A 12,264-nucleotide genomic window follows, 5' to 3' on the forward strand; every position below is an offset into this window, starting at 1 on the left:
CTTAGGGCAGCACCCGCAGCGTCTTGCCTAGACGTAGCGCCGCCGTCATGATCCGCGCATAGGCGCGACGCGAGAGCCGCTGCGGACCACGAATGGAGAGAAAGCGCTGCTCGGTGACGTTTTGGGCGGCCGTGTATTTCATCATGCCCTCGCGGCCATGCCGGTGCGCCAGACCGGAATCCTTCCTGCCGCCCATGGGGTTATCGATCGCCGCCCACGCGGCCGTGTAGCCATCGTTGATCGCCACCGACCCCGAAGTCACCTGCAGCGCCAGCTCCCAGGCGGTAGCGGGAGCGGCACACACGCTGGCATTGAGCCCATAGCGTGTGTCATTGGCCGCGGCGATCGCCTCCTGCACATCCTCCACCGGCTGGAGATACACCACCGGCCCAAAGACCTCTTCGGTGCGCAGCCGCGCCTGCTCCGGCACATCACAGAGCACGGTGGCCTCGTAGAAATAGGGGCCCAGATCGGGGCGCGCTCGGCCGCCGACGAGCACCTGCGCCCCGTGAGCGCGGGCGTCCTCCACAAAGGAGTGGACGCTCTCCAGCTGGGTGGCCGAGGCCAGCGAGCCCATATCCGCATCCCATGCGAAACCGTGCACGTGGGAGAGCTGCTGCACCCGCTGCACAAAGGCATCGCGGAAGGCCGCATACACCGGCCTTTCCACATAGATGCGCTCAATCGACACGCACAGCTGGCCAGAATTGCTAAAACAGCCATCGATGGCGCAGCGCACCGCGGCGTCGAGGTCGGCATCGGCGCACACGATCATCGGGTTTTTCCCACCTAGCTCGGCCGAGTAGCCGATCAGGCGGCGCCCCGCCGTCTCCCCCAAGAGTGCGCCGGTGGCGCTCGAGCCGGTAAACATCAAATAATCGCACTGCTCCGCCACCGCGCCACCGACCACCGCGCCGGAGCCGGTCACGATCTGCGCCAAGTCGCGGGGCAGGCCAGCGTCGACAAGCAGCTGGTAAGCGATCAATGCAGTAAACGGGGTGGCACTATCCGGTTTGAGCACCACGGCATTACCGGCCAAGAGGGCAGGAATTGCATCGCAGATACTCAAAGAGAGCGGATAGTTCCACGGGCTGATCTGCCCCACTACCCCATGGGGATGGTGATACTCCCGCGAGCGGGAGAGCACAGGCATGGCGCCACGACGCCGCCGCGGGGCAAGGAATTTCTCCGCGTGGCGGGCGTAATAGCGCGCATTGGTGGCCACATCCATGACCTCATCGAAGGCCGAGGCGCGGTTCTTTCCCGTCTCCAGCTGCACGATATCGCAGAGCAGCTCGCGGTGGCGGAGAACGGCGTCATGAAAGCGCTCAAAAATAACGCGGCGCTGCGCTGGGGAGACCGTGCGCCAGGCGGCCTGGGCGGTGCGCGCCCGAGCGAAGGCTTCCAGCACATCCTCCTCGGTGCCGGCATAAACCCACGCAATCGTCTGGCCAGTGAATGGGGCCTCCACGGGGATGCGCTCTCGCTCGCCGGCCCCCTCCCGCGCGGGCACGGTGAGGCGGCGGAGGGACGCGGCGAGATCAGCGGGCAGGGGGCCAAGGGCGAGACGATGCGGCATCATGCCTCGGAGAGTACCAACTCCACTGCCCTGCCGGCGCTCTGCCCAGCAGCTCACGCACGCATCAGTACATTTTTTGGCAAAACCGTATCATTTTGCCGCATCTTCATTTAGTCTTGAGACTCACATCACATCTACTCATGCATATTGATCCGCGCTACATCAGCCCAGCGAAGGAGTACCCATGGCTCAGGCGACCATCCCCAACGACAACACCCGCGCATTTCTCGCGGCCCGCGACTTCCTCGTGGCACAGCAGCAGGACTACGACGCAGCCCGTGCCGGTTTCCACTGGCCCCGCTTCGAGACCTTCAACTTTGCCAGCGACTGGTTCGACTATCTCGCCACCCACCCCTACTCCGCCACCCGAGAAGCACTCGTGATCACCGAGGTTGATGGCTCCGATACCCGCCGCACCTATGCCGAGCTGGCGCAGCGCAGCACCCAGCTCGCCGCGTGGTTTCAACAGATCGGCATGCGCCGCGGCGACCGCGTAATGCTCATGCTCAATAACCAAGTGGAGCTGTGGGAGACGATGCTCGCCTGCATTCGCGGCGGCTTCGTACTCAACCCGGCCACCGCGATGCTCGGGGCGGCGGATCTGCAGGACCGCAGCGACCGCGCCGAGGTGTCTTGGGTGGTGGCTAATCCCGAGGACGCCGAGAAGTTCAACGACGTACAAGGCGAGTTCACCGTGATCCAAACCGGTCCCGGCGGCACCGATGAACCACCGGCGCAACATTCCCACCCCACCGTGCAGTATTCCGAGTCCTTCCATGCGCCGACGGAGTTTGAGCTCAGCGAAGCCACCGGCGCGGACGATACCCTGCTGCTCTACTTCACCTCCGGCACCACCTCCAAGGCGAAGCTGGTGGAGCATACCCACACCTCCTATCCGGTGGGCCACTTGAGCACCATGTACTGGATTGGGCTCGAGCCGGGGGATGTGCACCTCAATGTGGCAGCCCCCGGCTGGGCGAAGCATGCGTGGTCGAACTTCTTCGGCCCCTTCATCGCCGGGGCCACCATTTTCCTCTATAACTATGCGCGCTTCGACGCCGCCGCCCTGATGCAGAAGATGGACGAGGAGAAAGTCACCAGCTTCTGTGCCCCACCGACCGTGTGGCGCATGCTGGCCCAGGCCGAGCTGGATCTTCTCACCACCCCGCCACGGAAGGTGGTGGCCGCCGGCGAGCCGCTGAACCCAGAGCTGATCAGCCATGTGGAAAAGAAGTGGGGTGTGACCATCCGCGATGGATTCGGCCAAACCGAGTCCTCGCTGCAGATCGCCAACTCCCCCGGTAATCCCGTGAAGGCTGGTTCTATGGGCCGGCCCATGCCCGGCTTCGAGATCGTATTAAAAGACCCCGCCACCGATGAGCAGGGCGATCATGGAGAAATCTGTATCTCCCTCGACCCCCGCCCCGTGGGGCTGACCCCAGGCTATTATGGCGATCCCGCGAAAAATGCCGAGACCTTCCGCGAAGGCTTCTACCACACTGGCGATATCGCCGAGCGCGACGAGGACGGCTATATCACCTATATTGGCCGCGCTGATGATGTGTTCAAGGCCTCGGACTATCGCCTCTCCCCCTTCGAACTCGAATCCGCGGTGATCGAACATCCGGCCGTGGCCGAGGTGGCGGTGGTGCCCTCCCCCGACCCGATTCGCCTCGCGGTACCCAAGGCCTATGTGATTCTCGCGGCCGGCTATGAGCCCACCGCCGAGACTGCGGAGAGCATTCTGCGGCATTGCCGCGCCGCACTCGCCCCCTATAAGCGGATTCGCCGCCTCGAGTTCCACGATCTTCCCAAGACCGTTTCCGGCAAGATCCGGCGCGTGGATCTGCGGCGCCGCGAGATGGACATTCACCAGGCCGATGCCGGGGCCTCCACGGTCGCCACAGAGTGGGCCGATAGCGACTTCCCCTCCCTCAAGGGCTAAGAGCGACCCCGCTGCTTAGTTACTTGGACGCACGCACCACGCGCCCATCCGAATGCTCGGAGTGGGCACGTGGTGTGCCAACGCGGCGGGTTTTAGCGGTGAGTGAACTCGGCGTCGCGCTTGTTCACAAAGGCGTCCATGCCTTCCTTTTGATCCTGGGAGGCGAACGCCGAGTGGAAGACGCGGCGCTCGAAGAGCACGCCTTGCTGCAGGGTGGTTTCGAAGGCGGCATTGACCGCCTCTTTGACCATCGTGGCGGCAACGAGAGACTTCGCGGCGATCTCCTCGGCCACTGCGAGCGTTTCCTCCAGCAAAGACTCCGTGGGCACCACGCGAGAGACCAAGCCGGCACGCTCAGCTTCCTCCGCATCCATCATCCGCCCAGTCAAGCACATGTCCATGGCCTTGGACTTGCCCACCGCGCGGGTGAGCCGCTGGGAACCGCCCATTCCGGGCAGTACGCCCAGCTTGATCTCCGGCTGCCCGAAGCGGGCAGACTCGGCGGCGATAATGAAGTCGCACATCATGGACAGCTCACAGCCGCCGCCGAGGGCATAGCCGCTCACCGCGGCGATCACGGGGGTTCGCACGGCGGTGAGCCCGTCCCACTCGGCAAACCAGTTGCTGCGGTACATGTCGGTGGCGGATTGCTCGGCCATCTCCTTGATGTCCGCCCCCGCAGCAAAGGCCTTCTCCGATCCGGTGATCACGATGCAGCCGATGGCATCGTCCGCGTCATAGGCTTGGGCCGCGGCGACGACCTCGCGCATGGTGGCATCGTTGAGGGCGTTGAGCGCCTTGGGGCGATTGAGGGTAATCAGGCCAACACGGCCTCGGGTCTCGCACACAATAGTCTCGGTCATGGCTCTCCTTCGAGTTCAGAGTAATAGGTATTTTTATTGGCTCGCTCGTGGGCAACGTCCCTCGAGAAACGCGCCACGACGGTGTATCTGCCACGATACGCACAACTGGCAAGCGGGCGCGTCGCCCCTGCTCATCGCGTGTGGGCGGCGCTTATAGAGCACGGAATCTTCCATCAGCGATCGCACCCTATGTGGCGCGCTCGATCAGCAGGGCCTCGCCTTGGCCGCCACCGCCACAGAGGCTCACTCCCGCCCGCTGGCCCCGCCCGGCGTGCAGCGCATGAGCGGCGTGCACCACCAGCCGCGCCCCCGAGGCACCGATCGGATGGCCGAGAGCAATCGCGCCCCCATCGGGATTGAGTACCGCAGGCTCGATTCCCAGCACTCGCGCCGAGTGCACGGCCACCGCAGCGAAGGCCTCGTTGATCTCCACCCAATCGAGATCCCTCGCCCGCCAGCCTTGGGCTGACAATGCGGTCAGTAATGCCTGCGCGGGCTGTTCCTGAAGGGAGTTATCTGGCCCCGCGACCTGCCCGTACGCTTTCACGACCGCAAGGACAGTCCAGCCCTGCTGCTCGGCGATACGCCGCTGGGTAAGCACCACCGCCGCGGCCCCATCGGAAATCTGTGAGGAATTGCCCGCCGTGAGCGAGCCCTCGGCAGCAAAGGCGGGACGCAACCGCGCGAGGGTATCGGCCGTGCACTCGGGGCGGATCCCCTCATCCTCGCTGAGCAGAATCTCCCCCTCGCGGGAAGATGTGAGAACGGGAACGATCTCGGCATCGAAGCGACCTTCCGCCGTGGCGCGGGCGGCGCGCTGATGCGAGCGGGCGGCCATCTCGTCTTGCTCCTCGCGGCTCGCGGGATAGCGCTGCGCGTGCGATTCCGCGAGCTCCCCCATGGAGATGTGCAGGTCGGCCGCACTCAGCCCATCGTGACTCATGTGATCGAGGGTATGCAGCGGGCCAAAGGTGGTGCCCCGCCTGCTGCCCATGAGTAGATGCGGGGCCTGGGACATGGACTCCATGCCACCAGCCACCACCACCTCCAAATCCCCGAGCCGCAGCATGCGGGTGGCGTCGATAATCGCGCTCAAACCGGACAGGCATACTTTATTCACGCTCGTGGTGTGCGCCCGCGGAGAGATGCCGGCAGCGAGTGCCGCCTGTTTGGCAGGGTTTTGCCCCACCCCCGCACTGAGCACATGCCCGAGAATCACTGCATCGACCGCGGCGGCGGGAATAGTCGCGCTCTCGAGGGCGTGGCGCATGGCGATCGATGCCAACGAAGGCGCGCTGAGCTGCGATAGCGCGCCGAGCATACGGCCGGTAGGGGTGCGCGCAGCGCCGACGATGACGATGTCTGTATCCGCGATGATTGTCATGGGGCCTCCCAGTGGAGAAACGAAGGGTGTACGGTATAGCTTCCTATCGTACCGCCCCTATGAGATCCACGCCACAGCTTTGTGTCTACTTCCTGGAACGCCAAAGGGCACAGCCTCCGCGATGGAAGGCTGTGCCCCTTATGCTTTTATTAATCACGTGACGCTTGTCGACGCATTCTCCTAGTCGCGAGTACGCAGTCGAACCAAGACGAGCGTGCCGCCGAGGAAGATCATCACGAGAGCGATGATGCTCATGGTGATCACCGAGGCGCCGGTATTAGCCAGGCCGTGGCGCTTTTCTTCCTTAGCTGCCGACTTCGAGGGAGCCGCGGTGGTGTGAGGCACCGTGGTGTGAGGTGCGGAACCCTGAGTACGGATCGGCTTCTCGGCAGTGGAGGTACCGGGAGCGGCCACCGAGCGAGTCGTGGAAGACGGGGTGGTGGATTCGGAGGTCTCGGAGGTCACAGAGGTGGTCTCCTCCGGAGTGGAGGTATCGGACTCGGTGGTCTCGGACTTCTCCTGCTCGCGCTCGGTCTCCTTAGCCGGCTCGTCCTTCTTCGGCTCGTCCTTCTTCGGCTCGTCCTTCTTCGGCTCGTCCTTCTTGGGCTCCTCGGGCTTAGCGCACTCAGGGCTCTTCGGGCAGGAGGGCTTTACCGGAGCCTGGGTGGGCTTTTCCGGAGTCTGGGACGGCATCGGCTCTTCAGAGGTGGTCTGCTCAGGCACAACGGGGGCGGACTTAACAACGATCGTCTGTGCGCGATCCTCGCGGTCCTGGTGCAGAACCTCGTGCCCACCTTCGACAGCCTCGCCGGCTTCGGTGCGTACTGCCTTTTCAAAGACAACGTAGGAGTGGCCGGGTTCCAGGGCGACCTTGCCGAAATCAACCTTGACGCTGCCCTTAGCCTCGCTCACAGTCTCCACCTTGGTGGCCTTAGCGACAACACGATCATCGCCTAGGTCCATGAGTTCACCGGTGAAGGTGTACTCCTTGCCCTGCTCAAAGCCTTCGTAGTCAATGGTGTCGACCACGTGCACTGCCTCGTCCACCTCGGCGGCGGAAAGTTCCACGGCTGCGTCTGCGGAGGCCTTTTCGCCCTCAACAGAGACGGTGGTGCGCATAGCGGAGGGGGTGCGCTCCTCCTCTTTCTGGGTCTCCTTCTTGTTATCGTCCACGACCACGCGCTCGCCATCCTTGCCGTGGGTCATCTCCACGGTAAGCAGGTTCTGGAAGGCTGCCGCATCGACGGTGCCCGCACGGCGCGGGGTCTGATCAGTCACATAGACGCGGATAACGGCGTCGTCCGGGTGCTGCTCCAGCTGCACCTCGGGATCTTGGCCGACAAGGGCGGCAGCGGCGCGAGCCACATTGAAGTTCTGGGCAGCGATGTCATCGACGGCAGCAAAGGACTGAGCGTCGGGCTCCTTGGTGCCACGGGCGGTGAACATGCTATCGGTGTAGCGCCATACAGCGAGCTGGGTGGCGTGGTAGAAGTCGCCATCGTTGAGGCCGAAGCGATCCTTGATACCAGCTGCATCGAAGCCGTAGCCATTGTAGATGGTGCGCAGAATGGCATCGTTGAACTCGTCGCTGTTGTCGAAGGCCGAGCTTGTCCCGGAACCGGGCTTGTTGGAGGCCTCGAGCAGATCATACGACGAGGTCATGCGTACCGGATAGTTCGACTCGCCAGAGGTCGGGGGCTGCAGGCGCTGGTTGAAGCAGAATGCCACCTCGCCGTCGCTATCGGCAACGTTCTGTCCGGTCCACTCGGTGACACGGTAGTGGCTGAATGGTTCCTCAGCGCTGAAGCCGCGGTAGTCCTGCTCCTCGGCGTGAGCGGTAGCCGGGAGGCCCACCGCAATAACTCCCATGAGCAAGGTGATGGCGACCAGCACGGCCGCCCAGCTTGTTCTTAAAGCGTTCAATGTTCTCCTGCTTTTCAGTATTCGATCCGGCAGCGATCCGAGCGGATAGGTGTACCGCCCGTGGACACCGGGATTGCTTTTTGAGCCATAACACATACATCCCGCTTACACGTGGGATGTCTATGGCGATGAAGTGGAAATCTAATACCTTTTTCAGGCTGCGGCAAGCCTGCACTGTTTACAACATTTATTCTTGTTGAAATGTCCACTTTTTAGCCTCACCCCTGGAAAGATGCCCGATCGGACACTAATAATGTGGTAAACCGCAGATGGAGCGCTATTTTTGCAGCACACAGGCTCGACCGGAAAGCCTACTTAGGTCACGGATTGGTAACTATCGGAACCGTTCGCCACATCAGTGAATGACCCGACCATGGACGCGCCTTACATATATAGATCGAGTGTCATGCGCCCTGCGTATGGGCTTTTTTATCGCCCCACCAGCACATATAAAGATGGTCACAGACATGGAGGTCCGATGAGTGGGACCTGTCACAGTCTAGAATATACTGTGTTTTAGCTTATACCTACCTGTCGGGCGGCCTGAATAAGCTCTACAGAGACCTAGATGTGCCCTAGCTTCGCGATAAGCGGACGATGAACGCGAGATGATCTGCGTTCCCCACGGCCATCGTGGAACAGCTCCGAACATGAAACTCGGGAGAGACGAAGATGTGATCAATGGGGGTGCGTAGGGGGTGGCTCTGCCATGTGGAGCCAAAGGGAACCTGGGCAGGCCAAGTCCCCACTGCATTCCGTCCGCATACTTCGCTTGCGGCTATGAGCCGCTCTCGCTGGGTCAGCGGGCCGTGGCGGAGGGTGGCATTGAAATCACCGGCGAGGAGCACGGGGCCGGGGAGTTTCTCCCCATAGCGTATGAAGGCCTGCGTCTGCTGCCGCCACTGCTCCATGAGAAACGGTACTGGTGGCACGGGGTGCACGCCGGCTACATGGAAGCTCTGCCCCGTATGGGGGGTGATAATCGCCGCCTCCGACTCTAGGTCAAAGGAAGGGACCTCGGCTGGGGCGACCGAGCCGAGGCGCGGATGCACAAGTACCTGGGTGGCCGCCGGCCCCCGTGCAGAGTGCTCAGGGGCGGGACCGATAAAAGCCTGCTCAAATTCGCTGCCCTGCACCGCAGCGACCACACGGGATCGCTCTGCTTCCGGCAGGACGACGATATCGGGGTCCGCTGCAGCCACGAGAGCCTGAAAGCCGGCGGCAGACAGTGTGTTTTGGCTGTTTAAGGTGACCACAGTCAGCTCAGGGGCCGCATCCGGCGGCGGTGCAGGCAGGCTGCCACGAGCAGGCGCAGGCACTGGAACCACGACCAACACGGTCGCCAACGCCACCGCTATCACACCCGCTATCGCCTCGAGAATCCGGAAGGCGGTGCGGCGCCGCAACAGCGCCTGGAGCAGCAGAACGAGGCCGCACACGAGCCCGCCTGCAGCCATGAGATAGGGAAAGGCGATCAGCTGGGCGCCGCCGAGGCGAGTACTCAGCCAGCGCGCGGGCGCCCAGTGGGGAAAGAGGATGACGAGACCACAGGCCCCGAGCAGACTCCACAGGGCGAGCTGCACCAAGACAGCGCCGGCCCTTCTCATCAGCGACACCCCTTAATTCTTAACTCATGCGATTATGGGTGTGCCCCTAATTTTGGACAGAGCGTTGATAGCCCACGGCATTGTCCTGCTCATTCCAGTAGAGCAGCACTTTATCACCGCCCTCGCCAGCACGGTAGGTGACGTCGACACTATAGCCTTCTGGATCGGCCGCGAGCTCCTCAATCATGTGCGGGCTACCCTCATCGCGGCCCACGTACTCGCCGGCGTGAAAGAGCAGCAGCACGGACTCAGCATTCTCTAGGGGCTTATCGGCCTCGTCCACGCGGGCATAGGTGAGATCTGTGCAGGCATTCCAGTTGGAATCCCCCTTGAAAGACCAACTGCCTTCTTCCTGGTTGATCTGGGCCACCGCGCGGTGCACCGCATCGGCATTCGGATCCACGGCGCACTCATCGTTGCTATCCGTAGCCTCAGTACCGGTGTTTGCGGAGCTATCTGCAGGCGAGACGGAGCTCGAGGCCTCACTGCTCGCCGAGGTCACAGCATTGTCCTCAGCAGCGGAGCAGCCAGCGATTCCGAGCAGCACAACAGAGACGGCAATCGCTAGGCTCGCGCGGACGGGACGCTGACGTGTAGAACTATTCATGCACCTAATTGTGGCATACTGCGGCATTTCTGCCGTGCCCGCAACCGATAGCCACATGGACTGGGCGGTGCAAGGTGGCGTCGATAAGCATCCTGCGCAGGTCGTAGCATGGAGCAGGTGAAACGTTCTTCTATTCGCTGAGAACCTCGCTAGCTCCACACTCTGGTCGGGTGCGGCGGTCACCGGCATCGCGGCGGCGGTTATAGCCAACGTGCACACCGAAATGGATGTGCCAGGTGAGTACCTGCTCGCCCAGTCTTTGTGGTCTGGCGACACCGACGGTGCCGCCGACATGCTGAGCTTCGTGGACACCTCCACCATGACGGCGCTGACCACTACGATCTCCATGATCGCTGATCGTACTGCAAGTGGCCTCAGGCAACTTCTCGCACCACTTGCTTCGCGACTATATCGAATCGCCTGCGGTGCGCGGAATCATCGCGGGATATGTGGGCAACTTGTCTACGCCGTGCTGGTGCTGCGCTCTTTGGACAACGACGTAGAATCCGCGCCACAGCTGGCTATTACCATCTCCATTTTCGGTGTGCTCATCACTTTGGGCACCTTCATCTGGTACGTCTCTCGGGCGGTGGACATGGTGCGGGTAGACGCCATCACTAGGCACTCTACGGAGCGCACTCTCGCCCACGCAGACACCGCACCCCCACCGACACCCCGACCGTACATTTCGACCGTACATTTCGACCGTACATTTCGAGCGGCCCGAACCGCCCAGCCATGCGGCGATGCTGCGCGCGGAGAGCTTCGGCTATGTGCAGCGCGTCGATCATCAATCGGCGGCCGGCTGGGCGAAAGAGCACGAGGCGACAGTAGTGATTGCTGCCCAGTCGGGGGGACCGAATCATCGCTGGACAGCCGGTGGCGATATCGTGGTGCACTACCCAGCACGCCACGCGCGCGATAGACATGCCGGGGCCGGTCTTCCTCTCCGGCGAACGGGGCTCCGGGAGCGCTTTCGCGCTGGGGTTGCGTCAATTGCTCGATAGAGAGATGCGGGCGCTCTCCCCTAGGGTCAACGATCCCACCACCGCTCAGCAGGCGATCAACCAAGCTAGCAGTGTGTTGCGCACACGTGTCACACACCCGCCGCAGCCGGTGGCGCATAAGGACGAAGAGGGGCACTGTGTCCTATGCGCAGCGGAACGCCCTCCCCCCAGGCGGAGCTGCTCGCAGAGTGAGTCTCAGAAATGAGCCGCTATGGAGCTCAGAAGCCGGCCGTCTTGGTGGAATTGCTGTACATGCTGCACATTGTGGGCGAAGAATCCTGCGTTCCGGCCGTACGAGTGGTTGTACGCAAAGAAATCGAGGCGATCACCTAGGCCGCCGAGCAGACCATCGACAAACCCCCTCGATAGGTAGCGCGTGCTGCGCGCTACGGGAGTCGAGAACTAAGCCCTCCGCGTAGTGGCTGGCCATTGGTGGGCCACGTGCCCGCTGGGCCGCACCCACAACGAAGCTCAGCGCAGACGCACAACACCCCTGTCACCCTCCCGCGCTGGCGGGAGGGTGACAGGGGTGTGATGTCTCAGACTATTCCGCTACGCACCGCACGCGGGCGGTCAGGGCGGAAAGAAGAAGCAGACTTTAGGCCTTGGCAGCGTAGTTCTTCACCACGGAGGTGTCCACGGGGATACCGGGGCCCTGGGTAGCGGAAAGGGTTACCTTCTTCAGGTAGATGCCCTTGGAGGAGGCGGGCTTGAGACGCAGCAGCTCGTCGATGAGTGCGCCGTAGTTTTCAGCCAGCTGCTCAGGGGTGAAGGAGGCCTTGCCGATCAGGGCGTGCAGGTTCGCAGCCTTGTCTACACGGAAGGCGATCTTACCGCCCTTGATCTCCTTGACAGCCTTGGCCACGTCGGTGGTGACGGTGCCGGTCTTGGGGTTCGGCATCAGGCCACGGGGGCCGAGGACGCGGGCCACACGACCAACCTTGGCCATCTGGTCCGGGGTGGCGATAGCGGCGTCGAAGTCGGTCCAGCCGCCCTGGATCTTCTCGATCAGATCCTCGGAGCCCACGACGTCAGCGCCGGCCTCCTCAGCTGCGGTGGCGTTCGGGCCAGCAGCGAAGACAACCACGCGCACGGACTTACCGGTGCCGTTCGGCAGGGAGACGGTGCCGCGCACGAGCTGATCAGCCTTGCGGGGGTCAACGCCGAGGCGGACGGCAACGTCCACGGATGCGTCGTACTTGTCAGAGGAGGTGTCCTTGGCCAGCTGGGCGGCCTCGAGCGGAGAGTAGATCCGGCCCTTGTCCACCTTGGACTGGAGCTCCTGGTAACGGCGGGAGTGCTTCTTGCTCATGTTTCACAATCCTTAAAGTTTTTGAAACGTGCGATGG

At 62.8% G+C, this 12,264-nt stretch carries 10 protein-coding genes and 1 pseudogene; 4 read left to right on the plus strand and 7 right to left on the minus strand.

Annotation, left to right across the window (positions count from 1 at the left end; genetic code table 11):
• Position 1: 1 nt before the first annotated feature.
• Positions 2-1,582, minus strand: a complete 1,581-nt coding sequence (locus GBB14_RS06355; RefSeq protein ID WP_151528993.1) for a succinic semialdehyde dehydrogenase — start codon at positions 1,580-1,582, stop codon at positions 2-4.
• Positions 1,583-1,763: 181 nt separating this feature from the next.
• Between GBB14_RS06355 and GBB14_RS06360 the strand changes: the two genes are divergently transcribed.
• Positions 1,764-3,524, plus strand: coding sequence for an AMP-binding protein (locus GBB14_RS06360; RefSeq protein WP_151528994.1), 1,761 nt, complete (start codon positions 1,764-1,766; stop codon positions 3,522-3,524).
• A gap of 92 nt (positions 3,525-3,616) precedes the next feature.
• Here the strand turns inward: GBB14_RS06360 and GBB14_RS06365 are convergent, their stop codons facing one another.
• The 5 genes from GBB14_RS06365 to GBB14_RS06385 all read right to left on the minus strand — a co-directional run bounded on the left by GBB14_RS06365 (position 3,617) and on the right by GBB14_RS06385 (position 9,908).
• Positions 3,617-4,387, minus strand: coding sequence for an enoyl-CoA hydratase (locus tag GBB14_RS06365; RefSeq protein WP_151528995.1), 771 nt, complete (start codon positions 4,385-4,387; stop codon positions 3,617-3,619).
• Between the two features lie 187 nt (positions 4,388-4,574).
• Complete coding sequence (locus GBB14_RS06370) at positions 4,575-5,771, minus strand: acetyl-CoA C-acyltransferase (protein WP_151528996.1); 1,197 nt, start codon at positions 5,769-5,771, stop codon at positions 4,575-4,577.
• A gap of 180 nt (positions 5,772-5,951) precedes the next feature.
• On the minus strand, positions 5,952-7,664 hold the full coding sequence (locus GBB14_RS06375; RefSeq protein WP_192796137.1) for a thioester-forming surface-anchored protein: 1,713 nt from the start codon (positions 7,662-7,664) through the stop codon (positions 5,952-5,954).
• A 605-nt stretch (positions 7,665-8,269) separates the two neighbouring features.
• Positions 8,270-9,301, minus strand: coding sequence for an endonuclease/exonuclease/phosphatase family protein (locus GBB14_RS06380; RefSeq protein ID WP_151528998.1), 1,032 nt, complete (start codon positions 9,299-9,301; stop codon positions 8,270-8,272).
• A gap of 46 nt (positions 9,302-9,347) precedes the next feature.
• The gene (locus GBB14_RS06385; protein ID WP_151528999.1) at positions 9,348-9,908 is read right to left on the minus strand and encodes a hypothetical protein; all 561 of its coding nucleotides are present in this window, start codon (positions 9,906-9,908) and stop codon (positions 9,348-9,350) included.
• 169 nt (positions 9,909-10,077) lie between these two features.
• On the opposite strand from GBB14_RS06385, the pseudogene GBB14_RS10810 reads away from it, so the two are divergent.
• The 3 genes and pseudogenes from GBB14_RS10810 to GBB14_RS10745 form a co-directional block, all read left to right on the plus strand.
• Positions 10,078-10,833 (plus strand): annotated as a pseudogene (locus tag GBB14_RS10810) (DUF2254 family protein); the annotation flags it as partial.
• Positions 10,746-11,120 carry a DUF2254 family protein gene (locus GBB14_RS10815; protein WP_151529000.1) on the plus strand — a complete coding sequence of 125 codons (375 nt, stop codon included), beginning with the start codon at positions 10,746-10,748 and terminating at the stop codon, positions 11,118-11,120. The pseudogene GBB14_RS10810 and the gene GBB14_RS10815, both read left to right, overlap by 88 nt.
• Entirely contained in the window at positions 11,117-11,248 is a 132-nt protein-coding gene (locus GBB14_RS10745; protein ID WP_255443774.1) for a hypothetical protein, read from the plus strand. The genes GBB14_RS10815 and GBB14_RS10745 overlap by 4 nt, the downstream gene beginning before the upstream one ends.
• Before the next feature lie 265 nt (positions 11,249-11,513).
• Here the strand turns inward: GBB14_RS10745 and rplA are convergent, their stop codons facing one another.
• On the minus strand, positions 11,514-12,227 hold the full coding sequence (rplA, locus tag GBB14_RS06400) for a 50S ribosomal protein L1 (RefSeq protein ID WP_151529001.1): 714 nt from the start codon (positions 12,225-12,227) through the stop codon (positions 11,514-11,516).
• Between the last annotated feature and the right edge of the window lie 37 nt (positions 12,228-12,264).

This window comes from Corynebacterium sp. 51B (assembly GCF_008930785.1).
In the GTDB taxonomy this organism is placed as follows: Bacteria; Actinomycetota; Actinomycetes; order Mycobacteriales; family Mycobacteriaceae; genus Corynebacterium; species Corynebacterium megadyptis.